Here is a 24,994-nt window from a genome sequence, read left to right as displayed (position 1 = left end):
GGTACGCGCACGGAGATATCGTTTCCCCGCTTTTTCTGACGCGGGGGCCGACAGATGGTAAAGTTGCGCCGTTTAAACAGGAGTCAGCATGACCAACAACGATATTCTGCGCCGCCTGCGCTACGCCCTCACCATCAGCAACGACGAGATGGTCGAGATGTTTGCCAAGGGCAATCTGGCCATCGACCATGCCCAACTGCACGGCTGGCTGATGAAAGAGGCCGAAGAGGGAGAAGTACAGGAAGCGGGCTATGCCGCCTGCCCCGACTCCGCCCTGAGCCAGTTCCTCGATGGTCTCATCGTCACCCGTCGCGGTGTGCGGAAAGATGCGCCGCCCCAGGTGGTGCCAAACCGGATCAACAACAACCTGATCCTGCGCAAGCTGCGCATCGCCCTCAACTTCAAGGAAGAGGATATGCTCGGCACGCTCAAGCTCGCCAACTTCAACCTCTCCAAATCCGAGCTGAGCGCCCTGTTCCGCTCCAAGGATCACAAGCACTATCAGGATTGCGGGGATCAGATCCTGCGCAACTTCCTGCTCGGCCTCACCGCCAAATATCGCAGCTAACTGCACCGCTCAACCAGCAGGCCAGCAGCCATGACGAAGCGCCTCTCCATCACACTGCCCAAACGTCGAGCAGTCAGGGGATGGCGCATCGCCGCATCGCTGCTTCTCGGCACTCTGCTTGGCTCTTTGCTGCAAGGCTGCAACCAGCAGAGCTACCAGCTCTCCACTCGCTATCAGAGCGCCAATCAGAACGAGCGCATCGCCTTTCTTATCCTGCACTACACCGACGAGGATGACGCCCACTCCCTGCGCCTGCTGACCGAGCCGGAGCACAAGGTGAGCGCCCACTACCTGATCCCCCGAGACAGCAGTGACAGACCGCTCCCCGTCTATCAGCTGGTGCCGGATAGCCAGCGCGCCTGGCATGCCGGGCGCAGCCGCTGGCACCAATATGCCGGGCTCAATGCCAGCTCGCTCGGCATCGAGATCGTCAACCTCGGCTATCCGCCGGAAGATGAGCAGCTGGCCCCCGATGCCCGCCGCTGGCAACCCTATACCGCGCAGCAGATTGCCGCCGTCGGCGCCCTCAGTCGGGAGCTGGTCGCCCGCTACCACATTCCACCGACCCAGGTGCTGGGCCACAGCGATGTCGCCCCCGAGCGCAAGCAGGATCCCGGCCCCCACTTCCCCTGGCGTCAACTCTATCTGGAGTACGGTGTCGGCGCCTGGCCAGATGAAAGCCGGGTGGCTGAGTTACTGGCCAGCCCCTTGCCCCACTGGGATGCGGCCATGTGGCAACAACAGCTGGCCCGCTACGGCTACGGCCTGTCACAAAGCAGCCAATGGGACGAGCAGAGCCGCGCCGTCATGCGTGCCTTCCAGCTCCACTTTCGCGCTGGCAAAGTCGATAGCGAGCCGGATAGCGAGTGTCAGGCCATCCTGATGGCCCTGCTCGAGAAGTACCCAAACTAGCCCACCCTTTCACCACTTCCCTCCCCAGCTTTGATAGCCACTCGCTATCAAACTGTTAGGTACGAGCGATTATCCCTTCAAATAACAAGGGGTTAATCTGAGTTCGTTCCAAGACAGATTGTCAAACCCGATTTCCTTATCTGGAGGTGAATGATGAAAAGCCCGATTGGTCTTGATACCGCTCAATCACAAGCTCTGGCTGCCGAGCTGAACAAGTTGCTGGCCAGCTACCAGATCCTCTACATGAACGTCCGCGGCTTCCACTGGAATATCCGTGGCAACCAGTTCTTCGAGCTGCACCTGAAGTTCGAGGAGATTTACAACGACCTGCTGCTGAAAGTCGATGCCCTGGCAGAACGCATCCTGACCTTGGATAGCGTGCCACTGCACAGCTTCAGCGACTACATCAAGGTCTCCGCTATTCCCGAACAGAAAGGGCTGCACGACGGTCGTGCCTGTGTCGAATCCCTGCTGGTGAGCTTCCGTGAACTGCTGGTGGCTCAGCGCCGCATTCTGGCTCAGGCCGCCGAGGCTGGTGATGAAGGGACAGCGTCCATCCTCTCCGACTATGTGCAGCAGCAGGAGAAACTGGTCTGGATGCTGCGCGCCTACCTGGCCTGACCCATTGTTGAAGTGAGCTTTGTTGCAAACCCGAGTTGTCTCTCCTTTTATCCACCCGCTTGCCGCCCTGTTTGGGCGGCTTTTTTGTTTTTGATCTGCATCAAGGGAATCTTAATTGGCAAAATGAATATCTATTAAGTTCTGAACCGCAGGAATAGAATCGCCACAAAACAAACAACTGAAATGTCCAATTAGGAGAGGCATGATGTTTTGTGTGCAATGTGAACAGACAATTCGTACCCCGGCAGGCAACGGCTGCGCCTATGCACAAGGTATGTGCGGCAAGACGGCGGAAACCTCGGATCTGCAGGATGTGCTGATCTACACCCTGCAGGGGCTCAGCGCTTGGGCGCTGGCCGCCCGTGAGCAGGGCATCATAGATCGCGAGATCGATGCCTTCGTGCCCAAGGCCTTCTTCGCCACCCTCACCAACGTCAACTTCGACTCGAATCGCATCGTGGCCTACGCCAATCAGGCCCTCGCCTATCGCCAGCAGCTAGCCGATCGTCTGACCGCCATGGCGGTGCAGGTCAACGACTTGCCACAGTCCGCTTACTTCGAACCCGGTGCCGAGCTGCGGGAACAACTTGCCCATGCCGCGCCAGCCGCCCCCAATCGGGGCAAGAACGAGGTGAATGAGGACATCATGGGGCTGCGCCTGCTCTGCCTCTACGGCCTTAAGGGCGCCGCCGCCTACATGGAGCACGCCCGGGTGCTGGATCAGCAGAGTGACGAGGTGGCCGCCGAATTCCACCGCATCATGAGCTGGCTCAGCACAGACCCGAGCGAAATGGGTCGCCTGTTCAACTGCGCCATGGAGATCGGTCAACTCAACTTCAAAATCATGGAGATGCTGGATCTGGGTGAAACCAGCGCATTTGGCCACCCGGAACCGACTCAGGTCAGGGTCACGCCAATCCCCGGCAAATGCATTCTGGTCTCCGGCCACGACATGATGGATCTCAAGCTCATTCTGGAGCAGACCAAGGGGACCGGCATCAACGTCTACACCCACGGCGAGATGCTGCCCGCGCTGGCCTACCCCTTCTTCAAACAATACCCCCATCTGGTGGGCAACTACGGCTCCGCCTGGCAGAACCAGCAGAAGGAGTTTGCCAACTTCCCGGGCGCTGTGGTGATGACCTCCAACTGCATCATCGACCCGAACGTGGGCAACTACTCGGATCGCATCTTCACCCGCTCCATCGTCGGCTGGCCGGGCGTCACTCATCTGGAGGGGGATGATTTCTCCGCCGTGATCGCCAAGGCACTGGCACTCGATGGCTTCAAGCACACCGAGCTGGAGCACTTCATCACCATCGGCTTTGCCCGCAATGCCCTGATGCAGGCCGCACCGGCGGTGATTGAGAAGGTAAAAGCCGGGGAGATCAGCCACTTCTTCCTGGTGGGTGGCTGTGACGGCGACAAGGTCGAGCGCGCCTACTTCACCGAGTTTGCCAAGGCTGCGCCACGCGACAGCCTGCTGCTCACGCTGGGCTGCGGCAAGTACAAGTTCAACAAGCTCGACTTTGGCGACATCGGCGGCATTCCCCGTCTGCTGGACGTGGGTCAGTGCAACGATGCCTACTCCGCCATCCAGCTCGCGCTGGCGCTCTCCGAGGCGTTCGAGTGCGGCGTCAACGATCTGCCGCTGACGCTGGTACTCTCCTGGTTCGAGCAGAAGGCCATTGTCATCCTGCTCACCCTGCTGGCGCTGGGTGTGAAGGACATCCGTACCGGCCCGACCGCCCCCGCCTTCCTCACCCCGGCCCTGCTCAAGGTGCTGGAGGAACAGTTTGGCCTGAAAGGGACCACCACGGCCGAGGCTGACTTGGCCGAGATCCTGGCGGCCTGACATTCCAGCATGTTGTAAGCGTTTGGCGAGCCACCCGGCTCGCCTTTTTTCTGGATCCGGCTTTTTCATCAGACGTTTTTCAAACCGTTTCAAATATAAGGAGCCTTGTGATGACCTCTCTCACGCTCACCTGCATTGGCCGCCAACAGAACACCCACGACGTAGTGAGCTGGCAGCTAGTACCTCTTTCTGGCAGCCTCCCTCCCGTGCTGGCTGGCCAGTGCATCACCCTGCATACCGAGATCGACGGCAAGCCCCACTGCCGTGCCTATACCCTCTCCTCCAGTCCGCAGGATGCCTGCTGGCAAATCACCATCAAGGATGTGGGATTGGTCTCCCACCACCTGCACCAGACCCTGCAAGTGGGGGACGAGATCCGGGTGGATGGCCCCTTCGGCGATTTCAACCTGACTGCCTTGCCCTGCGAGCGGCCGCTGCTGCTCAGTGCCGGTTCAGGCATCACCCCCATGTGGGCTATGCTGCGCGACGAGCTGGCCAAGCGGCCGGATGCCGGCATCTGCTTTATTCACAGTGCCCGCTCGCCTGAGGATGTGATCTTCGCAGACGACTTGGCTGCACTGGCCGCGGCCCATGCCGGTGTACGCCATGCCCTGATTCTGGAAGAGGCCCCTGCAGTTCACCCCTGGGTGGGCCGACTCACAGCGGACATGTTGAAGGAATTGGCACCAGACCTGCTCGCGCGCCACGTCTATCTGTGCGGGCCCGCGCCTTACATGACCGCAGTTTGCACCATGCTGACGGAGCTGGGGCTACCGGCAGCGCAGTTGCACCAGGAGTCGTTCGGTCTGCCTGCGGTTACATCGAATACGGCGCCAGTTGCAACCAGCAGCGACCACTTCTGGCTAACCCTGAAAAAGAGCGGCAAGAAGGTGAAGATCCTGCCGGGCCAGACCCTGCTGGCAGCGCTGGAAGCTGCGGGCGAAACCATGATGGCCGCCTGCCGCGCCGGGGTATGCGGCGCCTGCCGCTGCACCACGGAAGGCGATATCGAGCGCCAGAGCGTGATGACCCTGAGTGCGCAGGATCTGGATAGCGGCGTGGCTCTGGCCTGTTCCTGCACCGCCAGCGGGGATGTCAGCGTCGACTATTGAAGCTCGTTCCTGGCATCTCGCGCTTTTCCCGAGTGGGTCGGGCAGGTAGACTCAGCCCCAGTTTCAGTCGAAGACGGGATAAAAAAATGACAATTCTGGTTACAGGGGGCGCCGGCTATATCGGCTCCCATACCCTGGTTGAACTCTTGAACGTCGGGCTGCAGGTGGTGGTACTGGACAACCTCTCCAACTCCTCCCCCGAGTCACTCAAGCGGGTCGAACGGATCACCGGCAAGCCGGTCATCTTCGTCGAAGGGGATGTGCTGGACCGTGCCTGTCTGCAGCAACTGTTTGCCGCCCACCAGATCGAGTCAGTAATCCATTTCGCCGGCCTCAAGGCGGTCGGTGAGTCAAGCCAGATCCCGCTCACCTATTACCAGAACAACATCAGCGGCACTCTGGTGCTATGCGAAGAGATGGCCAGGGCTGGCGTGTTCCAGCTGGTATTCAGCTCCTCGGCCACCGTCTATGGCGATCCCGCCTCGGTACCGCTGCGGGAAGATTTTCCCACCAGCGCCACCAACCCCTATGGCCGCTCCAAGCTGATGGTGGAGGAGATCCTGCGCGATCTCGCCAAATCCGATCCCCGCTGGGCCATCGTGCTGCTGCGCTACTTCAACCCGGTCGGTGCCCACGAGAGCGGCCTCATCGGGGAAGATCCCAACGGTATCCCCAACAACCTGCTGCCCTATATCAGTCAGGTCGGCGTGGGCAAGCTCAAGGAGCTGGGGGTATTTGGCAACGACTACCCGACGCCGGACGGTACCGGGGTGCGCGACTATATCCATGTGGTGGATCTGGCCATCGGTCACCTCAAAGCGCTGGCGCGCATCGCGTCTGATACCGGCGTCTTTACCTATAACCTGGGCACCGGTCAGGGCTATTCGGTGCTGGAGATGATCAAGGCATTTGAAGCGGCCAGCGGCCGACCCATTCCCTACCAGATCAAGCACCGTCGCCCCGGCGACATCGCCGAGTGCTGGGCCGAGCCGCACAAGGCCCGTGCCGAGCTGGGTTGGCAGGCAGAGCGCGGTCTGGAGCAGATGATGATCGATACCTGGCGCTGGCAAAGCCAGAACCCTAACGGCTATCAGGGTTAATCCCCGGGCTGGCCATAGCAAAACGCCCCGACATTTTCATGTCGGGGCGTTTTATTTTGCGGCGTTCAATCAGTGGGTCTGACTGCGCAGCAGCGGCAAAGGTGCCAGATAAGGTTCGATCCGTGCGATCAGGCGATCCGATAGCGGCGTCAGCAGCACCCAGGGCAGGCAGAGGGTGGCCAATCCCAACGCACCGACATAGACATCGGTGAACCAGTGGGCGCCGGAGAAAATCCGGGGGGCGGAGAAAAGCGGTACCATCAGCAGCGCAGTAATCCCCGCCCAGCGTGGCAGGTAGCGCAGAGCAAAGCCGGCGAAGATCATCAGGAACAGAGCGTGATCCCCGGGGAAGCTGTCACCGGAAGAGTCCTTGGTCGGAATACCGCTGATCTGGGTCACCCGCAGCGCATCGGCCACCATCAGGGTCGGGCTGGGTCGCTCCACCGGCAATCTGTGACCAAGCTGATTGATCACCAGTGCACTTAGCAGCATCACTATGCCCATCGCCACCAGCTGGCGACGACCAGCAATATCACGGGCAAAGAAACAGCGAGCCAGGATCAATCCCATGCAGCCAAGCACCACCAGATCGAACAGCCGGTTGTTGGTGATGGCCACCAGATCGGCCCACAAAGGCGACTGCCCGAGCCAGCCGTTAACGGTGTGAAAAATCGCGAGGTCCCACTGATCCCAGGGACCATGGGCGGGCAGCGCGGCCCAACTGATGGCCACCAGACCACCGACCAGATAGCAAAGCAGGAACTTGCCCATGAGGACTCTCCTTTGGAAAAGGGCGATATCGTAAAACTGTTGAGTGCGTCACAAAAACGAAGAATTGTAAGAAAGTGCGACACAAAATCAAGCCTCAAATAAAACCGAATGGTTTGCCCTCCTCTTTCATTGCTGTTCGGGCTACTGAGTTTTACTCCCAGCCCCCCGCTCTGTGGGCCTCTCACCATGAGTGCGGCTTGTGCCACCACGGCAACACACCCTAGAATGCGAACTTCCCTTTACTGCGAAAGGAAGCGGTATGCATATTCACATTCTCGGGATCTGCGGCACCTTTATGGGTGGTCTGGCGGTGTTGGCAAAACAGCTTGGTTACCGGGTGACCGGCTCGGACGCCAACGTCTATCCCCCCATGAGCACCCAGCTCGAGCAACAGGGCATCGAACTGACCGAGGGCTATGACCCTTCCCAACTCGATCCTGCGCCGGATCTGGTGGTAATTGGCAACGCCATGAGCCGTGGTAACCCCTGTGTTGAATATGTGCTGGACCGCAATCTGCCCTACATCTCCGGCCCCCAGTGGCTGCTGGAGCACGTGCTGCAAGATCGCTGGGTGCTGGCCGTTGCCGGCACCCACGGCAAGACCACCACCGCCAGCATGCTGGCCTGGGTGCTGGAGTACGCCAAGCTGGAGCCCGGTTTCCTGATTGGCGGCGTGCCGGGCAACTTCCCGGTCTCGGCCCGCCTCGGCTCTGCCCCCTTCTTCGTCATCGAAGCGGACGAATATGACTGCGCCTTCTTCGACAAGCGCTCCAAGTTCGTTCACTACCACCCGCGCACTCTGGTGATGAACAACCTGGAGTTCGACCACGCCGATATCTTCCCGGACCTCGCCGCCATCCAGCGCCAGTTCCACCACCTGATGCGCACCGTACCGAGCAACGGTCGGGTGCTGTTTCCGCAGGCGGATGACAACCTCACCGCCGTGCGCAAGATGGGCTGCTGGAGCGAAGTGGAGCTGGTGGGTCAGGACGACGCCAAGTGGAAAGCGGTCAAACTGGCCGATGACGGCTCCGCCTTCGAGGTGTGGCTGGATGGCGAAAAGCAGGGCGAGGTGCACTGGGAGTGCATCGGCGAGCACAACGTCAACAATGGCCTGATGGCCATCGCTGCCGCCCGTCATGCCGGTGTCATGGTGGAGCACGGTATTGCGGCACTCTGCCAGTTCAAATCACCCAAGCGGCGGATGGAGCTCAAAGGCGAGGTAGCGGGCATCAGCGTCTATGACGACTTTGCCCACCACCCCACAGCCATCGAAACCACCCTTGGCGGTCTGCGCGCCAAGGTGGGTGAAGCCCGCATTCTGGCAGTGCTGGAGCCCCGTTCCAACACCATGAAGTTGGGGGTACACAAGGAGGAGCTGGCCGGCTGCTTCGATGGTGCCGACGAGGTGTTCTTCTTCCAGCCGCCCAACATTGGCTGGGATCTCGGCGAGGTGACAGCCCATATGACCCGACCCGCCAAGGTGTTCAACGATCTGGAGACCCTGATCAACCGGCTGGTGGCCGAGAGCCGCGATGGCGACCATATTCTGATCATGAGCAACGGCGGCTTCGGCGGCATTCATGACAAGCTGATCGCCCGCCTCAAGGATTATCACGGCGAACTATGAACAAAGCGATCACCCTGGCGCTGACCGGTGCCTCCGGCGCCCCCTACGCCCTGCGCCTGCTGGAGTGTCTGGTGCAAGCGGACTATCGGGTCTACCTGCTCGCCTCATCGGCGGCACGAGTGGTACTCAAGACCGAGCAGCAGCAGGAGTGGCCCGGCTCGCCCAAAGAGCTCTCTGCCTTTCTCTGTCGTCAATATGGCGCCAAAGAGGGGCAGATAATCGCCTACGGCAAGGAGGAGTGGTTCTCGCCGGTGGCCTCCGGCTCGGCGGCGCCCAAGCAGATGGTGGTCTGCCCCTGCTCCATGGGCACCGTCTCGGCCATTGCCAACGGCACCTCCGACAACCTGCTGGAGCGGGCAGCGGATGTGGTGATCAAGGAGCGCGGCCAGCTGATCCTGGTGCCCCGCGAGAGCCCCTTCTCGGCGATCCATCTGGAGAACATGCTGAAACTGGCGCGGCTCGGGGTGACCATCATGCCCGCCGCGCCGGGCTTCTACCATGAGCCAAAGAGCATTGCGGATCTGGTAGATTTTATGGTCGCCCGCATCCTCGATCATCTGGGTGTCGAGCATGAGCTGACCAGCCGCTGGGGCTATGGCCACGGCTGAGCTGACCAGACAAACCGGATAAAAAAAGGCGCCCCTCGATGAGGGGCGCCTTTTTTCGTTAAGCCGTATCAGCAAGCCTGAATAGGTGCAGTCACGTACTTGAACAGGAAATCAGTCACCTCTTCGCGCGCCGGGCGCTGAGGTTGATTGATCATCTGCATCATCACATAGCCAAAACCGGTCAGAGAGCGGGCCAGATCCTGTGCCGACAGCACGCTGGTGATCTCCCCTGCATCCATGGCGGTTTGCAGCTCGCTGGCGATCAGCTCAAGGCACTGATCGAGCAGCCGGGTATAGCGAGGCCATACCTCTTCCCGAACCGAGGAACTCCACTCCAGCCAGATACCTGCGTAATCGGGCTGGTCGTAGGCCGCATCGACAGACAAGCTCACATGGCGCTTGATCTTGTCGAAGATTGAACCATTGCCGCTGTATGCCTGCGACAACATCTGATTCACGAAGCGCTCGATCTCGGCCAATACCTCATCTACCAACTCCTCGCGGGTGTTGAAATAGTTGAAGACGGTGGCAACAGAGACCTTGGCCTGCTCGGCAATTTCGGCGTGACCGGCACGACCGATACCGCGGCGGGAGAACACTTCGATGGCACATTCCATCAGTTGATTGCGACGAGCCTCCGGCGACAGCCGGGTACGACGTCTTATTTCTGCGCGTGGTTCCATAGTTTTTATCATCTAATAGTTATTGATTATGGTGTTTATAGTATTGTAACTAATCATGCCTGAGTGCCTGCTAACTCTATCAATTAAAATAAGCCGATAAAAGCACCACGTATATATGGCGCCTCTCGACACGGGTGGTAGAATCATCGGTTTTGATGTTCATGAACGGCCAGTTTCCCTTTGGCCATATGGGAGTAAGTGATGAAACACACTGTCGAGGTGATGATCTCCGAGGCTGAAGTAGCCGCCCGGATCGCCAAATTGGGTGAAGAGATCACCGCCCGCTACCAGGGTTCCGACGAAGTCGTAATGATCGGTCTGCTGCGCGGCTCCTGCGTCTTCCTGGCTGACCTCTGCCGTCAGTGCCAGCTGCCCATCACCCTGGATTTTATGACCGCCTCCAGCTATGGCTCCGGCATGCACAGCACCCGTGACGTGCGTATCCTCAAAGACCTGGATGACGACATCAAGGGCAAGGATGTGGTGATCGTCGAAGACATCATCGATACCGGCTACACCCTCAACAAGGTGCGCGAGATCCTCTCCCTGCGCGAGCCGAAATCCCTCGCCATCTGCACCCTGCTGGACAAACCCTCCCGCCGCGAAGTGCAGGTGCCGGTTGACTGGGTCGGCTTTGCCATTCCGGATGAATTCGTGGTCGGCTGCGGCATCGACTACGCCCAGAAGTACCGCAACCTGCCCTTCATCGGCAAAGTGGTACCGCAAGAGTAACAAGGTTAAAAAACATACCGAACAAGGTGGCGCTGCGCCATTTTCTGTCTCAGGCGGCCTCGGCCGCCTTTTCTGTATCAAGACGGGTTCAGCCAGTTAGAGGTTGCAATGAACGCACTGGAAATCAGCGGCCTGAAAAAGACCTATCAGGGGGGCGTCGAAGCCCTGAAAGGCATCGATCTCACCGTCAAGCAGGGGGATTTCTTCGCCCTGCTCGGCCCCAATGGGGCGGGCAAGTCCACCACCATCGGCGTCATCAGCTCGCTGGTGAACAAGAGTGGCGGCAAGGTGAAGGTATTCGGTTATGACATCGATACCCATCTGGAAGAGGCCAAGGCCCAGCTCGGGCTGGTGCCGCAGGAGTTCAACTTCAGCCAGTTCGAGAAGGTGATCCAGATTGTCACCCATCAGGCCGGCTTCTACGGTGTGCCCAAGGCAGAAGCCAAAATTCGCGCCGAGAAGTACCTGCGCCAGCTCGATTTGTGGGAGAAGCGCGACATGCCGGCCCGCACCCTCTCCGGCGGCATGAAGCGCCGCTTGATGATCGCCCGCGCCCTGATGCACGAACCCAAGCTGCTGATCCTCGATGAGCCGACCGCCGGGGTCGATATCGAGATCCGTCGCTCCATGTGGAGTTTCCTCAAGGATCTCAACGAGCAGGGGGTCACCATCATCCTCACCACCCACTATCTGGAAGAGGCGGAGATGCTCTGCCGCAACATCGGCATCATCGACAAGGGTCGCCTGATCGAGAACACCAGCATGAAAAACCTGCTTGGCAAGCTGGGCCGCGAGACCTTCCTGCTCGATCTGGCGCCAGGTTCTGCCGTACCAAACGTGCCCGAATTCAACGGCCGCATGCAAGATGAGCGCACCCTGGAAGTGGATCTCGACAAGAGCCAGTCCCTCAACAGCCTGTTCGAGCAGCTGTCACACCAGCAGGTGCAGGTACTGAGCATGCGCAACAAGGCCAACCGGCTGGAAGAGCTGTTTGTCACCCTGGTCGAAGAGGGGAGAAAAGCATGAACCTGACCACTTACTACATCGCCTTCAAGAGCATCCTGGCCAAAGAGGTGAGTCGCTTTACCCGGATCTGGATCCAGACCCTGGTGCCGCCCGCCATCACCATGAGCCTCTACTTCGTCATCTTCGGCAACCTGATCGGTTCGCGCATCGGTGACATGGGCGGCTTCACCTACATGGAGTTCATCGTGCCCGGCCTCATCATGATGTCGGTGATCACCAACTCCTACTCCAACGTCGCCTCCTCCTTCTTCAGCGCCAAGTTCCAGCGCAACGTCGAGGAGCTGCTGGTGGCGCCGGTGCCCAACTACGTCATCATCGCCGGCTACGTGGGCGGTGGCGTGGCGCGCGGCCTCTGCGTCGGCCTCATCGTCACCCTGGTGTCGCTTTTCTTCGTGCCGCTGCAGATCCACCATCTCTTCAGCGTCTGCATCACCGTGCTGCTGACCGCCATCCTCTTCTCGCTGGGTGGCCTCATCAACGCGGTGTTTGCCAAGACCTTCGACGACATCAGCATCATCCCCACCTTCGTGCTGACGCCGCTTACCTATCTGGGCGGCGTGTTCTACTCCATCAGCCTGCTGCCCCCCTTCTGGCAGGGGGTCTCCCAGGTGAACCCCATCATCTACATGGTGAACGCGTTCCGTTACGGCTTCCTCGGTATCTCCGACGTGCCGCTCGGCACCGCCTACCTCATCATCATCGGCTTCATCGTGGCTCTCTACGGTCTGGCCTGGTGGCTTATCTCGCGCGGCACCGGTCTGCGCCACTGATGACCAGAACGGGCACCTCGCGGTGCCCTTTTTTTATTCCCCCTGTAGCCCCTTAAACCTGCCAGCCCCCTTCGCAATAACCTGCCTGTTATTAAGGCTTTACCTGACACCTTGTGATCCACCGCAATTTTCGAATTACCCCCAAAGGTATAATTCTCGCGGTTGGATGTGCCGTCATTGATGGAGCATCTGTCTCTTCATTTCTCTCATCAGGGCAGGATCGCCTATGTCACTTATCACCGAGTTGCCAGCCATTTTCGATAGTTTTTCAGATGCCCGTCGTCAGGGCTTTCTGGCTGTGATGGCACTCAAGGAGCGACAGATCCCCCTGGTCGGCACCTACTGCACCTTTATGCCGCAAGAGGTGGCGATGGCCGCCGGCGCCGTGGTGGTATCGCTCTGCTCCACCAGCGACGAGACCATCGAGGAGGCCGAGAAAGACCTGCCCCGCAACCTCTGCCCGCTGATCAAGAGCAGCTACGGTTTCGGCAAGACCGACAAGTGCCCCTACTTCTACTTCTCCGATCTGGTGGTGGGGGAAACCACCTGCGACGGCAAGAAAAAGATGTACGAGTACATGGCCGAGTTCAAACCGGTACATGTGATGCAGTTGCCCAATCGCGCCGATGACGAAGCCTCCCGCACCCTGTGGCGCAGCGAAATCGTCCGCTTCAAGGAGTTGCTGGAGCAACAGTTCGGCAAGCCCATCAGCGAGCAGGCGCTGCGCGACGCCATCGTGCTGAAAAACCGCGAACGCCGCGCACTGGCAGATTTCTACCGGCTGGGTCAGCTCAACCCGCCGGCGCTGAGCGGCACCGACCTGCTCAAGGTGGTCTATGGCGCCACCTTCCGCTTCGACAAGGAGCAGCTCATCAGCGAGCTGCAGGAGATGACCCGCCGCATCAAGGCCGAGTATGCCGAGGGCAAGCGGCTCGATGCCCGCCCGCGCATCCTCATCACCGGTTGTCCCATCGGCGGCGCCGCCGACAAGGTGGTACGCCTTATCGAGGAGCATGGCGGCTGGGTGGTGGGCTACGAGAACTGCACCGGCGCCAAGGCGACCGAGCAGTGCGTCAGCGAGGACGGCGACTTGTTCGATGCGCTGACCGACAAGTATCTGGCCATCGGCTGCTCCTGCATCTCCCCCAACCACCAGCGCATGAATCTGCTGAGCCAGATGGTGGAGGAGTATCAGGCAGACGGGGTGATCGATGTGATCCTGCAGGCCTGCCACACCTATGCGGTGGAGTCGCTCGCCATCAAGCGCCATGTGCGCGAACACCACGGCATCCCTTACATGGCGGTCGAGACCGACTACTCCAGCGCCGACAAGGGACAACTGGCGACCCGGCTGGCCGCCTTTATCGAAATGCTGTAAGGAGGCGCCGTGTCACTCTCCATCGGGATTGACTCGGGCTCCACCGCGACCAAGGGGATCCTGTTCGACCACAAGGATGGCGGGCGTATCGTCCGCCGTTTTCTGGTGCCGACCCCCTTTCGTCCGCTGGCTGCCATCGAGCAAGGCTGGGAGGAGCTCTCGGCCGATTTGCCAGAGCGCCCCCACCTGACCCTGACCGGCTATGGCCGCGATCTGGCGTCGTTCGCCGATCGCCGGGTGACCGAGATCTCCTGCCATGGGCTGGGGGCTCGCCTGCTCTGCCCGTCGGTACACACCGTCATCGATATCGGCGGGCAGGATAGCAAGGTGATCCAGCTCGATGGCGAGGGCAACCTCACCGACTTTCTGATGAACGACAAGTGCGCCGCCGGCACCGGTCGCTTTCTCGAGGTGATCACCCGCACTCTGGGGGCTCGGGTCGAGCAGCTTGACGAACTACTGCTAGGGGCCGAGCCCCACGACATCAGCAGCATGTGCACCGTGTTTGCCGAATCGGAGGCGATCAGCCTGCGCTCGGCGGGCATTCCGGCCGAGTCGATCCTGGCCGGTATCGTCCGCTCCATGGCCCGGCGCAGTGCCAACTTTATCGGCCGCCTCGGCGCCAGACCGAGCGTGCTCTTTACCGGCGGCGTCAGCCACTGTGCCACCTTCCGCCACTATCTGGCCGAAGGGTTGGGCTGCGAAGTGGCCACCCACCCGGATGCCCAGTTTGCCGGTGCGCTGGGGGCCGCCCTGTTCGGCGCGCGCGCCAGCACGGGAGGCAAATAATGAATCAGGAGTTTCTCTACCTGTTCCACTCCACCCTCGGCACAGTCAGACTGCGCAAGCGGTTGGAGCAGCACGGTCAGTCGTTTCGGGTCTGCGATGTGCCGCGCCTGCTCAGCGCCGGCTGTGGCCTCGCCATTCGCCTCCACTGTCTGCCAGACGAGTGGCAACAGTGGTGCCAGCACGGCGAAACCGCCGCCGTCTTTCGCTGCGAAGCGGACGGCGACTATCAGGAGCTGGCCCGCTATCCGGCCGATAGTCAGGACATGGCGAAGCAAACGCCTGTGGCTGGCAGTCGGAGTCATGGATGATAAAGAGCTATCCCATCGCCGTTTATTTGCGCATGCTGGTCAATCTGGCGCTGGGGGGATTCTTCCTCGCCTCCGCCGGGTTCAAGCTGGTATCCCCCGCCCTGTTCATCGATCAGATCGGCGCCTTTGGCCTGATCTGGCCGCCGCTGATCCCGTTCGCCGCCTGGGGGCTGATTGCCCTTGAGCTCTGCGCAGGGCTTGCGGTCATCGCCAACCGGCGCTGGGGATTGTGGCTGGTGATCGGGCTGCTCGCCCTGTTTATTCCGGTGTTGGGCTATGGCGTTGCCATCGGGCTCGACATCTCTTGCGGCTGTCTTGGCAGGGCTGATCTCAGCTCGTTGCCGGAGGCCATTGTGCGGGATCTGCTGCTACTGACGCTTGCGGGCGCCCTGCTGCGAACCTCCCGCCCCGTTTTTCCCGTTCTAAAGGAGTAGTGACATGATGACATTGCGATCCCGCACTCTGCTGGCCTCGCTGATCGCCGCCAGCTTTGCCCTCGCGGGCTGTGGCGACAACCAGTTCGAGCAGGAGGTGAAGCTGGAACAATCGGCTGTGCAGCTGGCACAGGAGGCGCAGCAGGGGGGCTATCAGCTGTTGACCGTGGCCGAGCTGAAAACCCGGATGGACAAGGGCGAGGAGCTGGTGATCATCGACACCATGCCCTATGAGGACTCCTACAAGAAGGAGCACATCCCGGGCGCCAAGAACTTTGCCTTCGTGAAAGAGGCGAAAGCGGGCGACAACTGGAGCGAGATTGTCGAGGGAAGCGGTACACCGGAGCAGTTCCAGGCGCTGCTGGGTGAAGACAAAGCCCGCCCCGTGGTGATCTACTGCGGCTTCGTCAAGTGCGGCCGCAGCCACAACGCTGCCGCCTGGGCGGTCAATCAGGGCTATCAACAGGTCTATCGGGTACCGGGCGGCATCTTCGCCTGGAAAGGCGCCGGCTACCCCGTCACAGCCGAGTAACCCGACCTTTCGCCCCAAAAAAAGAAGCCCGCAACTGCGGGCTTCTCTCATTTCGATGCTGGCAGTCAGCTGGCGACTCGGGACGCTTCGCCTTCCGTGACATCGCTCTGCGCCTGTTCGCCAAGCAGACGCTTGGTGATCATCGCCGCCATGATGGAGCCGTTGACGTTGAGGGCGGTACGGCCCATGTCCACCAGCGGCTCGATGGCGATCATCACCCCCACCAGTGCGATGGGGAAGTTGAGGGTGGAGAGCACGATCAGCGCGGCGAAGGTGCCGCCACCGCCGACGCCAGCCACCCCGATGGAGCCCAGCGCAATGACCGGCAGCAGAGTCAGCAGGAACAGGGGATCAAACGGGTTGATACCGAGCATGGGGGCAATCATCGCCACCATCATGGCCGGATAGATACCGGCGCAGCCGTTCTGGCCGAGGTTGGCACCGAACGAGGCGGCAAAGTTGGCAATGCTGGAGGGCACGCCAAGACGCTGCTGGGTCTCGATGCTGAGCGGAATGGACGCCGCGCTGCTGCGGGAGATAAAGGCGAAGGTGAGCACGCCCCACACTTCCCGCAGGTAGTGCAGCGGGTTCTGGCCGATCAGCAGCAGGATCACCATGTGTACCGCAAACATCGCCAGAATGGCGACGTAGCAGACCAGAATAAAGCCGAGCAGGCTGAGGATCTCGCTCAGCGGATAGTGGGCCACCACCCGGGCAATCAGCGCCATCACGCCATAGGGGGTGAGCGCAATCACCACCCGCACCATCTTCATCACCCACAGTTGCAGGGTGTCGATGGCGACGGCGGCACGAGCACCAGCCTGCGGATGCTCCGCCTTCAACTGCAGCAGGGCGACCCCGGCCAGCACGGTGAAGATCACCACCCCGATCACCGAGAGGCCGCGGCTACCCGCCATATCGGCGGCAAAGTTGGTGGGCACCAGCGAGAGCAGCAGGGCCGGCAAGCTCTGGGCACTGTCGATGGTACTCATGCTCTGTTGCAGGGCGGCCGTGTCGCTGCCGTGGCTCAACAGTCCCTCGGCAGTGAGACCACTCAGATGGGTCACCGTCATCCCCACCACACCGGCAATCATCACCAGCGTCAGCATGGAGCCGATCAACACGGCGCTGATCTTGCCGAGGGACTGGGCCTGCTCCAGCTTGTTGATGGCGGAGAGGATGGAGGTGAACACCAGCGGCATCATCACCACCTTGAGCAGGCTGACATAGCCGCCGCCGATGATATTGACCCACTCCAGGGTCTGCTGGACGCCGGCATCATCGGCACCCCAGCCCAGTTGCAGAGCCAGCCCGAACAGGGCGCCAAGCAGCAGACCCGCAAGCACCTTGCGCGAGAGCGGCAACCCGGTGGGCAACCGGGTGAGAGCAAAACAGAGCAGACAGAAAACAAGCGATGCAATCAGGACAAACATCATGAATACCTGTAGCGGCCATCAGGCCGAAAGTGGATTGAAACAAAGGGGGATGCGGGCAGGGCCGCAGAACAAAACGCCGGGATGCAGGAGAGTGCAGGCGTGAAAAAGCAGCGGACGCCCGGGAAGGCGTCCGCTGACAATCGGGGGAATTACTTCTTTACGGGGGCGTCGTACTGTTCAGGTTCGTCGCTATAGACGCAGACGTTCCACTTGGCAGCCAGGCCATCGTCGGCCAGACAGTAACGCTCGAAGAAAGCCTTGATCTCGGCGCGCTGACAGTGCGCCTCGAAAGAGGCCATGTCTTGCCAAATCTCGTTGAACACGATGGGGAAGCTCTCCCCCTCGGCAAACGGGCTGGCGATATGGCGGGTTACCCGATATTGCAGGCAGCCATCCTCACGCAGGGTGTTGGGCTCGAGTGCCTGCAACACCTGAAACAGGGCCTGCTCCTGACCGGCTTTCGGCAGGAATTGGGCGATACAATAAACCTTCTTGGACATGAGATCCTCCTGTGGGCGACTCGCTCAGGCTTGCTGTAGCGTGACCACCCGGTTGTCGATAAGACGGGCCTTGCCGAGATAAGCAGCCATCAGGATCACCAGCTGCTCGCTCTCGTCGGTAGCCGCTTCGAGGTTGGCAGCATCGACGATGTCGATGGCATCGGTGCGAAAACCGGCGTTGTCGAGGCGCTGGCTGGCCTGCGCCACCAGGGAGGGCAGGTGGTGATCACCCGCTTCGATCTGCTCGGCGATCCAGTTCATGGTGCGCGCCAGCTCGGGGGCGATGGCCCGCTCGGCAGCGGTCAGGTAGCCGTTACGCGAAGAGAGCGCCAGCCCGTCTTCGGCCCGCACGGTGGGCACGCCGACGATCTCGATGGACATCGCCATGTCGGCCACCATCTTGCGAATGAGCGCCAGCTGCTGGTAATCCTTCTGGCCAAAGCAGGCCACATCCGGCTGTACCAGATTGAACAGCTTGGTGACGACAGTGCTGACCCCGCGGAAGTGACCCGGGCGCAGCGCCCCCTCCAGCAGATTGGATAGACCCGGCACCTCGACGAAGGTCTGGCTGGCCAGCCCCTGCGGATACATGATCTCCGGCGTCGGGGTGAACACCATATCGACCCCGGCCGCTTCCAGCGCAGCGCAATCCTGCTCCAGAGTGCGCGGGTAGTTGGCAAGATCCTCGGCCTTGTCGAACTGCATCGGGTTGACGAAGATGCTGACCACCACCTTCTCGGCGTGGCTGTGCGCCTCTTTCACCAGCGTCAGGTGGCCCTGATGCAGATTGCCCATGGTGGGCACGAATGCGATGGCACGCCCTTCACGGCGCCATTGAGAGATCTGCTCACGCAGAGCGGCAGGATTGTTAACAACCAACATCGGCAGTTCACCTTCAGATGAATCAAAAAGATACGGGTTACATCAGCCTGACAGGATGACGAAACGGGGGCACTGGCCCCCGCTCGCATCGATAGGGCATCACATCAGTTGAAGCAGTGTTCCGGGCCGGGGAAACTCCCCTCGCTCACCTGCTGCACATAGAGGCGCACGGCGGCACGCACGTCACCGGTCTCGGCCAGAAAGTTCTTGGTGAACTTGGGCACATAGCCGGAGGTGACGCCAAAGGCGTCGTGCATCACCAGAATTTGACCGTCGGTCGCAGGGCCGGCACCAATGCCGATCACCGGAATGCGCAGCGCCTTGCTGATCCGCTCGGCCAGCGAGCTCGGCACGCACTCGAGCACCAGCAGCTGGATACCGGCCGCCTGCAGTTCGAGAGCCTGACGGTAGATCTCCTGGGCCTGAAACTCGTCGCGCCCCTGCACCTTGAAGCCGCCAAAGACGTGGACGGATTGCGGGGTGAGGCCGAGGTGACCGCACACCGGCACCCCGTTGCGGGTGAGGTGGCGGATGGAGTCGCAGAGCCAGTCGCCCCCTTCCATCTTGACCATGCGGGCACCGGCTGCCATCAGGCGGGCGGCGTTCTGGTAAGTCTGCTCGGGGGTGGCGTAACTCATGAAGGGCATGTCGGCGATGATCAGCGCATTGCTGGCACCGCGAGCCACACAGCGGGTGTGATAGACCATCTCATCCATGTTGACCGCCAGAGTGTCCTGACCCCCTTGCAGCACCATGCCCAACGAATCGCCGATGAGCAGCACGTGGGCCCCCTCGTCGTCGAACAACTTGGCAAAGGTGGCATCATAGGCGGTGATGGCGGTGAACTTTTGACCATCCTGCTTCATCTTCAGCAGGCTGGCGGTGGTGATCTTGCTCATAAAGGCTCCTGTACGTCTGCACTCGGCGCAATGATGGCGAGATCATTGCTCGGGCAGCGGGCAACCAGTTGTGCGAGCGGGGTGCCGCAGGGCAGCACCAGAGCGGGCGCGATTTCGGCCAGGGGCAGCAGCACGAACTCCCGCTCCTTCATGCCGTAATGGGGAACGATCAGGCGCTCGTGGTTGATCACCTGATCGCCAAAGAGCAGCAGATCGAGATCCAGAGTTCTGGGTCCCCACCGCTCCTCTTTGCGCACACGTCCCTGTTCCAGCTCGATTTTTTGTAGTTGATCCAGCAGCGCCAGCGGCGTCAGCCGGGTGTTGAGCCGGGCCACGGCATTGACGTAGTCCGGCTGATCAGCAGGCCCCATGGGGCGGCTGCTGTAAAACGACGAGGCCTGCACCAGCACAGATTCCGGCAAGGTCGCCAGCGCGGCGACCGCGCGGCGCGCCTGACCGAGCGGGTCGGCCAGATTGGAGCCAATGGCGATGAAGACCTCGGTCATCACGTCTGTGATCACTCGGCCGCTTTCGGCTTGCGACGGCGCGGGCGGCGGCGATTGCGGCTGTTGCTGCTGCGCTTCTCGCCATCGTGGCTACGGCTCTCACCGCGCTCACCGCTGGCCGGGCGACGGGTCGCTTCCCGTTGCAGCTGCGGGCGCACATCGGGTTTGGAGGCAACATAGCGCTCCCACCAGCTGGCCAGCTCGCCGAGACCGCGCTCGACCCGGTTGCGCAGCAACAGGAAGTCGAACGCCGCGCGGAACTTGGGGTGCTCCATGGCGCGCTCGGGGTGCTTGCCCTGACGACGGGTCAACCGCTGTTGCAGTGCCCAGATATCGCGGACATCTGTCGTGAAACGGCGGGGAACGGCGATGATCCGCACCTGATTGTCGAGCACCTCGTTGATCGCCAGCATGAAGGCGTCATACCAGGGCAGGCCGCTCTCGTTCTCCAGCACCCGACCACGGGCCTCGACGCAGCCCCACAGCAGGGTGGCGTAGAGGAAGGCGGGGGTGACGCGTTTATCTTCACGAACGCGAGTGTCGGTATCGATCAGCGCCTGCTCGATAAACTGCTCGTAAGGCGAATTGCCGTGCGGGGTAAACAGCGCAGCCACTTGCGGGAAGAGCTGCTGGAACAGGCCGTACTCGCGCAGCAACTTGTAGGTAGTCAGGGCATCGCCAGCCAGGAACAGCTTGAGGGTCTCCTCAAACAGGCGGGCTGCCGGAATATCCTGCAGCAGCGGCGCCAGCTCCCTGATGGGGGCGGCAGTGCGCGGGCTGATGGTCATATCCAGCTTGGCGGCGAAACGCACGGCGCGCAGCATCCGCACCGGATCTTCGCGGTAGCGGGTTTCGGGATCGCCAATCAGCTCCAGCTTGCGCTCGGCCAAATCTTCCAGCCCGCCCTCGAAATCGTGCAGGGTGAAATCCTTGGCGCTGTAGTAGAGGGCGTTGACGGTAAAGTCACGGCGCTCGGCATCCTCTTCGATGGTGCCGTAGACGTTGTCGCGCAGCAGCATGCCTTCATCGGACTGGGCCGACACATGTTTGCTGGTATTGACCTGATGGTGGTGACCGCGGAAGGTGGCCACTTCGATCACGTCACGACCAAACACAATGTGGGCCAGGCGGAAGCGGCGGCCAATCAGGCGGCAGTTGCTGAACAGCGCCTTGATCTGCTCCGGCGTCGCATCGGTAGCGATGTCGAAATCCTTGGGCGTCTTCCCGAGCAGCAGATCCCGGACTCCGCCGCCGACCAGGTAGGCTTCGTAGCCGCCCTTGTTCAGGCGATAGAGCACCTTGAGTGCATTTTCGCTGATCTCTTTGCGCGAAATCGGGTGCTGGTCACGACTCAGGGTTCGACGTTGTCCGGCAACACGGGCCGGAATGGGGGACTCCGCCGACTGCTCGCCCTCATCCTTGCCGAGCACTTTGCGGCAAAAGTTTGCGATCTGGGAAAAAATGGTACACCTCGTTATGACTTCAAATTGACGGGAGGCCAAAAAAATAGCGGCCTATCATAGCTCACGCCTAACCAAATGAAAAACCGTGACGGCAATTGATCCCGTTTGAATCGGCGTTGCCGGAAAAAATAGCGGCCATTCACTGCCATCAAACCGGCCATTGCCGTTTTAAGGGCTGCCGGCACGGCAACAAGGCAGCTATGGCGCCAACCCCGTCACTATAAATTTAATTTATGGCTTTTCGGGAAATGACCCAATTCCAGCTTATACCGAACCGGATCCGCGGCGCAGCGTCCGTTGTTATCTCTTGCCTGCTCTCGAAGGCCTGCGCCCGATCCGCTCAAGCCGACTCGCGCAGCGCTTCATCTTGCTTTGGCAGCCAGATTTAGCCGGCAACCAACGGGATCTTCTCGCTGGCGGGCACCCGGGCCAGCTGCCAGTGGGCGATGCCCCAGCCAATGATCTCGTCGATCCGGCTTGCCATCAGCTCCGGCGGCGGACACTGACCGAGAAAGTGCAGCGCCTGCCACAGGGCCGGGCGCACCTCATCCAGCGCCAGCGCCGGCGCATGGTTCTGCTTGGAGAGCTTGTTGCCGTCGGCCTGCACCGCCAGCGGCAGATGCACCCAGTCCGGCACCGCTGCCCCCAGGGTCTGGTAGAGGGCAATCTGGCGCACCGTCGGCTCCAGCAGGTCGGCGCCGCGCACTATCTCGGTGATGCCGCTGTCCATGTCATCCACCACCACAGCCAGGTTGTAGGCGTAGAGCCCGTCGCGGCGGCGGATGATGAAATCCTCCTCGGCGAGCGCCGCCGGCACCGCGATATGGCCCTGCAAGCGATCATCGAAGTGGTAGACCGGATGGTGCTGGCGCAAGCGGGCGGCAGAGCCCTCTGCCGTCAGCCCCAGGGTGCGGCAGTGGCCATTGTAAAAGCCACCGCTTGCCATGATTTCGCGCCGGGTACAGCGGCACCAGTAGAGATCGCCGGCCCGGTAGAGCTGGTCGATGATCTCGTCATAGCGGTCGTGGCGCGCGCTCTGGAACATCACCTCGCCATCCCACTCAAGACCATATGCCTCAAGGGTCTTGAGAATAAGGTCGGCCGCCCCCGCCATCTCCCGCGGCGGATCGATATCCTCGATCCGCACCAGCCAGCGCCCCTGCTGCGCTCTGGCCTGCAAAAAGCTGCCGAGGGCCGCAATCAGCGAACCGAAGTGGAGCGGGCCGGAAGGGGACGGCGCAAAGCGGCCCACATAGGGGCGTATTTGGGGGGAGGAAGGGGTATTCACAGCCATGACGGTTCGGGTAAGCAGTTCAGTGAGGCGCATTTTGGGACGACCCGCTCAAAAGCTCAATAAAAAATGCGCAATAAAAAAGGGAGCCCGCAAGCTCCCTTTTTCATATTGCAGCGGGTCGGTATCAACCGGCCATCTGCTTTTCCTTGATCTCGGCCAGCGTCTTGCAGTCGACACAGAGGTCGGCGGTCGGACGGGCTTCCAGACGGCGGATACCGATTTCGATACCGCAGTGCTCGCAGTAACCGAAGTCGTCATCTTCCAGCAGCTGCAAGGTCTTCTCGATCTTCTTGATCAGCTTGCGTTCACGATCGCGGGTACGCAGTTCGAGAGCGAACTCCTCTTCCTGCGCGGCACGATCCACGGGATCCGGGAAGTTGGCAGCCTCGTCCTTCATGTGATCAACGGTGCGGTCAACTTCCTGCATCAGTTGGTTGCGCCAGGCACCCAGGATCTTGCGAAAATGCGCCTTCTGTTGGTCATTCATGTACTCCTCACCCGGCTTTTCCTGGTAAGGCGCGACACCCGCAATGGCCAGGGGGCCCAGAGATTTCCTGTTTTCGCCTGTTGGCATGCCCTGTCTCCTAATTCAGCACGCTACCCGTGCCATCCATAAATTGAGGGCGACATCTATAGCAGAAGGGTAACGGGTAAGCAAACGAGCCGTACCAATAATGTTACCCACTCCAATATTTATGAACTCCCCTCGGGTAACAGGTGGCTGGATTCAAACGGGATAAATCCTTGTGCCACCATGCCTTGCACCCCAACATGGGGCCGATAGCATAAAATTTCAACCCCCGCCGCAATTGCCTGTTCAATTAGCAGACTATAGTGCGGATCTATGTGCGCTGCAGGGCGCATCCGGCTTATTCCGGAGTGCAACACCATAAATAGCAGCACGGCTCTGTGACCGGCCGCTTTCATGGCCATCAATTCACGTAAATGCTTGGCGCCACGGGCAGTTACCGCATCGGGGAAGTAGCCCATGCCGGCCTCTTCCCGCTCATCGAGCAGGGTGACCGATTTTACCTCGATGTAACAGTTGCCCTTCTCCTCATCTTCCAGCAAGAGGTCGATGCGACTGTTCTCTTCGCCATATTTCACCTCGGTGCGCAATCTGGCATAGCCGCACAGCGGTGTGATGGCATCCTGCTCGATCAGCTCGCGGGCAATCTGGTTGGCGCGCGCGGTGTTGACGCAGATAAAGTGGCCGGCCGGGCTCTCGGCGATCTCCCAGCTATGGGGCAGCTTGCGCTTGGGGTTGTCGGAGGTCGAATACCAGACCCGGGTACCCGGGTCGGCGCAGCCGGTCATGGCGCCGGTGTTGGCGCAGTGGATGGTGATCACCTCGCCATTGGCCAGTTCGACATCGGTCAGAAAGCGCTTGTAGCGGGCGACAAGTTGCCCGGATTGCAGTGGCGGCTCGAATATCACGGGTTCGCCCTCCGCGCCTGTTCGTTGTCCCACTCATCCCGAGCGCCCTCATCCCTGGCTCTGGCCCGCAGCGGCCAGCAGGCAAGCGGCTGGTAGCGCACCCCGTCCGGGGTCGAGATCGACTCATAGAGGCAAAATTGATCGGCCTTCAGCAGAAAATCGGGGGCAGGCAGGGTGGCTGGCGCCTCGCCCGCCTTGCGCGACAGGGTGACGTGAGGGCGATATCCCTGCTCGCCATTGCCAAGCCCCAGCTTCTCGCCGTGACGCCGCAGCGCCTTCGCCAGCACGGTCAGCTCGTTGGGCCACTCCTTCGGGCCAATCCAGCCAGCCTTGGCGCGGCTGAACCAGCCGGTCTCGTCAAGCCTGATGGTGAGCGGCGGACAGTGCTGGCGCTCAACGGCGGCGATCAGGCGACGGGTGGTCACCTCGTCCGCTTCACCGAGGAAGGCGAGGGTGAGGTGAAGATTGGCTTGCGGCACCGGCTGACCGGGCCAGGGGCGTTGATCACGCCAGCTGATGAGTTCGGGAGCGAGCTCCCCGACGGGCAGGGCAAAGAAGAGTTTGGCCATTCGGGTGAAGATGCCTTTTTCCAGACAGAGAGGGTGGCCCATTCTATGGCAGCCATCTCCTCCTGTCTCGCCATCCGGGCCGAGGGCCATCTGCTCCCCTACATCTGCTCACGGTGGCCGGGCTGGCTGTGGCAGAATAGGCGCCGTTTTACCGGTTGCAACAGAAGGTGTTGATCGTT

28 protein-coding genes are annotated in these 24,994 nt (G+C 60.9%); 16 read left to right on the top strand and 12 right to left on the bottom strand.

Annotation, left to right across the window (positions count from 1 at the left end; genetic code table 11):
• Positions 1-88 precede the first annotated feature (88 nt).
• The 6 genes from AAHA41_RS19620 (at position 89) to galE (ending at position 6,168) form a co-directional block, all read left to right on the top strand.
• The gene (locus AAHA41_RS19620) at positions 89-568 is read left to right on the top strand and encodes a DUF1456 family protein (protein WP_323070562.1); all 480 of its coding nucleotides are present in this window, start codon (positions 89-91) and stop codon (positions 566-568) included.
• A 30-nt stretch (positions 569-598) separates the two neighbouring features.
• Positions 599-1,480, top strand: a complete 882-nt coding sequence (locus tag AAHA41_RS19615) for an N-acetylmuramoyl-L-alanine amidase (RefSeq protein WP_323070561.1) — start codon at positions 599-601, stop codon at positions 1,478-1,480.
• Positions 1,481-1,633: 153 nt separating this feature from the next.
• Positions 1,634-2,101, top strand: a complete 468-nt coding sequence (locus AAHA41_RS19610; RefSeq protein WP_323070567.1) for a Dps family protein — start codon at positions 1,634-1,636, stop codon at positions 2,099-2,101.
• Between the two features lie 205 nt (positions 2,102-2,306).
• Positions 2,307-3,956, top strand: coding sequence for a hydroxylamine reductase (hcp, locus tag AAHA41_RS19605; protein WP_323070566.1), 1,650 nt, complete (start codon positions 2,307-2,309; stop codon positions 3,954-3,956).
• 110 nt (positions 3,957-4,066) lie between these two features.
• Positions 4,067-5,068, top strand: coding sequence for a hybrid-cluster NAD(P)-dependent oxidoreductase (locus AAHA41_RS19600; protein ID WP_323070560.1), 1,002 nt, complete (start codon positions 4,067-4,069; stop codon positions 5,066-5,068).
• A gap of 86 nt (positions 5,069-5,154) precedes the next feature.
• Positions 5,155-6,168: a UDP-glucose 4-epimerase GalE gene (galE, locus tag AAHA41_RS19595; protein ID WP_323070559.1), complete on the top strand. Its 1,014-nt coding sequence runs from the start codon at positions 5,155-5,157 to the stop codon at positions 6,166-6,168.
• 69 nt (positions 6,169-6,237) lie between these two features.
• Here galE and AAHA41_RS19590 read toward each other — a convergent pair whose 3' ends face one another.
• Positions 6,238-6,939, bottom strand: coding sequence for a phosphatase PAP2 family protein (locus AAHA41_RS19590; protein WP_139396204.1), 702 nt, complete (start codon positions 6,937-6,939; stop codon positions 6,238-6,240).
• A gap of 259 nt (positions 6,940-7,198) precedes the next feature.
• Here AAHA41_RS19590 and mpl point away from each other — a divergent pair, with 259 nt between their 5' ends.
• Positions 7,199-8,569 (top strand): UDP-N-acetylmuramate:L-alanyl-gamma-D-glutamyl-meso-diaminopimelate ligase, encoded by a 1,371-nt coding sequence (gene mpl / locus AAHA41_RS19585; protein ID WP_042030470.1) that lies wholly within the window; start codon positions 7,199-7,201, stop codon positions 8,567-8,569.
• Positions 8,566-9,177 (top strand): flavin prenyltransferase UbiX, encoded by a 612-nt coding sequence (locus tag AAHA41_RS19580; RefSeq protein WP_323070558.1) that lies wholly within the window; start codon positions 8,566-8,568, stop codon positions 9,175-9,177. Before mpl ends, AAHA41_RS19580 begins: the two co-directional genes overlap by 4 nt.
• Positions 9,178-9,245: 68 nt before the next feature.
• On the opposite strand, the gene AAHA41_RS19575 is transcribed toward AAHA41_RS19580, so the two are convergent.
• On the bottom strand, positions 9,246-9,860 hold the full coding sequence (locus AAHA41_RS19575; protein WP_033113077.1) for a TetR/AcrR family transcriptional regulator: 615 nt from the start codon (positions 9,858-9,860) through the stop codon (positions 9,246-9,248).
• Between the two features lie 201 nt (positions 9,861-10,061).
• Here AAHA41_RS19575 and hpt point away from each other — a divergent pair, with 201 nt between their 5' ends.
• The 8 genes from hpt (at position 10,062) to AAHA41_RS19535 (ending at position 15,829) form a co-directional block, all read left to right on the top strand.
• The gene (gene hpt, locus AAHA41_RS19570) at positions 10,062-10,592 is read left to right on the top strand and encodes a hypoxanthine phosphoribosyltransferase (RefSeq protein ID WP_005343302.1); all 531 of its coding nucleotides are present in this window, start codon (positions 10,062-10,064) and stop codon (positions 10,590-10,592) included.
• A 108-nt stretch (positions 10,593-10,700) separates the two neighbouring features.
• Positions 10,701-11,618, top strand: a complete 918-nt coding sequence (locus AAHA41_RS19565) for an ABC transporter ATP-binding protein (protein WP_042030466.1) — start codon at positions 10,701-10,703, stop codon at positions 11,616-11,618.
• Positions 11,615-12,388, top strand: coding sequence for an ABC transporter permease (locus AAHA41_RS19560; RefSeq protein WP_201930563.1), 774 nt, complete (start codon positions 11,615-11,617; stop codon positions 12,386-12,388). The genes AAHA41_RS19565 and AAHA41_RS19560 overlap by 4 nt, the downstream gene beginning before the upstream one ends.
• 226 nt (positions 12,389-12,614) lie before the next feature.
• Complete coding sequence (locus tag AAHA41_RS19555; protein ID WP_323070557.1) at positions 12,615-13,766, top strand: double-cubane-cluster-containing anaerobic reductase; 1,152 nt, start codon at positions 12,615-12,617, stop codon at positions 13,764-13,766.
• Positions 13,767-13,775: 9 nt separating this feature from the next.
• Positions 13,776-14,555 carry an acyl-CoA dehydratase activase gene (locus tag AAHA41_RS19550; protein WP_323070556.1) on the top strand — a complete coding sequence of 260 codons (780 nt, stop codon included), beginning with the start codon at positions 13,776-13,778 and terminating at the stop codon, positions 14,553-14,555.
• Complete coding sequence (locus AAHA41_RS19545) at positions 14,555-14,863, top strand: DUF3343 domain-containing protein (protein WP_042030461.1); 309 nt, start codon at positions 14,555-14,557, stop codon at positions 14,861-14,863. Before AAHA41_RS19550 ends, AAHA41_RS19545 begins: the two co-directional genes overlap by 1 nt.
• Positions 14,860-15,297: a MauE/DoxX family redox-associated membrane protein gene (locus tag AAHA41_RS19540; protein ID WP_323070555.1), complete on the top strand. Its 438-nt coding sequence runs from the start codon at positions 14,860-14,862 to the stop codon at positions 15,295-15,297. Before AAHA41_RS19545 ends, AAHA41_RS19540 begins: the two co-directional genes overlap by 4 nt.
• 4 nt (positions 15,298-15,301) lie before the next feature.
• Entirely contained in the window at positions 15,302-15,829 is a 528-nt protein-coding gene (locus AAHA41_RS19535) for a rhodanese-like domain-containing protein (protein WP_201909109.1), read from the top strand.
• A gap of 65 nt (positions 15,830-15,894) precedes the next feature.
• Here AAHA41_RS19535 and AAHA41_RS19530 read toward each other — a convergent pair whose 3' ends face one another.
• From AAHA41_RS19530 to thpR, 10 genes are all read right to left on the bottom strand, one after another.
• Positions 15,895-17,265, bottom strand: a complete 1,371-nt coding sequence (locus AAHA41_RS19530; RefSeq protein WP_323070554.1) for a cation:dicarboxylase symporter family transporter — start codon at positions 17,263-17,265, stop codon at positions 15,895-15,897.
• 149 nt (positions 17,266-17,414) lie between these two features.
• Positions 17,415-17,765 (bottom strand): putative quinol monooxygenase, encoded by a 351-nt coding sequence (locus tag AAHA41_RS19525; protein WP_041210222.1) that lies wholly within the window; start codon positions 17,763-17,765, stop codon positions 17,415-17,417.
• 24 nt (positions 17,766-17,789) lie between these two features.
• On the bottom strand, positions 17,790-18,647 hold the full coding sequence (gene panC, locus AAHA41_RS19520) for a pantoate--beta-alanine ligase (protein WP_323070553.1): 858 nt from the start codon (positions 18,645-18,647) through the stop codon (positions 17,790-17,792).
• Between the two features lie 104 nt (positions 18,648-18,751).
• On the bottom strand, positions 18,752-19,546 hold the full coding sequence (gene panB / locus AAHA41_RS19515) for a 3-methyl-2-oxobutanoate hydroxymethyltransferase (RefSeq protein ID WP_041210224.1): 795 nt from the start codon (positions 19,544-19,546) through the stop codon (positions 18,752-18,754).
• Positions 19,543-20,052: a 2-amino-4-hydroxy-6-hydroxymethyldihydropteridine diphosphokinase gene (folK, locus tag AAHA41_RS19510; protein WP_139396213.1), complete on the bottom strand. Its 510-nt coding sequence runs from the start codon at positions 20,050-20,052 to the stop codon at positions 19,543-19,545. Before folK ends, panB begins: the two co-directional genes overlap by 4 nt.
• Positions 20,053-20,063: 11 nt before the next feature.
• A complete protein-coding gene (gene pcnB, locus AAHA41_RS19505; protein WP_323070552.1) occupies positions 20,064-21,554 on the bottom strand; it encodes a polynucleotide adenylyltransferase PcnB in 1,491 nt (496 codons plus the stop codon).
• 346 nt (positions 21,555-21,900) lie between these two features.
• Positions 21,901-22,809 carry a tRNA glutamyl-Q(34) synthetase GluQRS gene (gluQRS, locus tag AAHA41_RS19500; protein ID WP_255937733.1) on the bottom strand — a complete coding sequence of 303 codons (909 nt, stop codon included), beginning with the start codon at positions 22,807-22,809 and terminating at the stop codon, positions 21,901-21,903.
• Between the two features lie 124 nt (positions 22,810-22,933).
• Positions 22,934-23,383, bottom strand: a complete 450-nt coding sequence (gene dksA / locus AAHA41_RS19495) for an RNA polymerase-binding protein DksA (RefSeq protein ID WP_005335644.1) — start codon at positions 23,381-23,383, stop codon at positions 22,934-22,936.
• A gap of 119 nt (positions 23,384-23,502) precedes the next feature.
• The gene (gene sfsA / locus AAHA41_RS19490; RefSeq protein ID WP_323070551.1) at positions 23,503-24,246 is read right to left on the bottom strand and encodes a DNA/RNA nuclease SfsA; all 744 of its coding nucleotides are present in this window, start codon (positions 24,244-24,246) and stop codon (positions 23,503-23,505) included.
• Complete coding sequence (gene thpR / locus AAHA41_RS19485; RefSeq protein WP_182928015.1) at positions 24,243-24,815, bottom strand: RNA 2',3'-cyclic phosphodiesterase; 573 nt, start codon at positions 24,813-24,815, stop codon at positions 24,243-24,245. The genes sfsA and thpR overlap by 4 nt, the downstream gene beginning before the upstream one ends.
• Positions 24,816-24,994: the final 179 nt, after the last annotated feature.

This window comes from Aeromonas sp. SER, from assembly GCF_038739615.1.
In the GTDB taxonomy this organism is placed as follows: Bacteria; Pseudomonadota; Gammaproteobacteria; order Enterobacterales; family Aeromonadaceae; genus Aeromonas; species Aeromonas jandaei.
The sequence above is the reverse complement of the archived record's forward strand: the minus strand, read 5'-3'. Positions and strand labels throughout refer to the sequence as shown.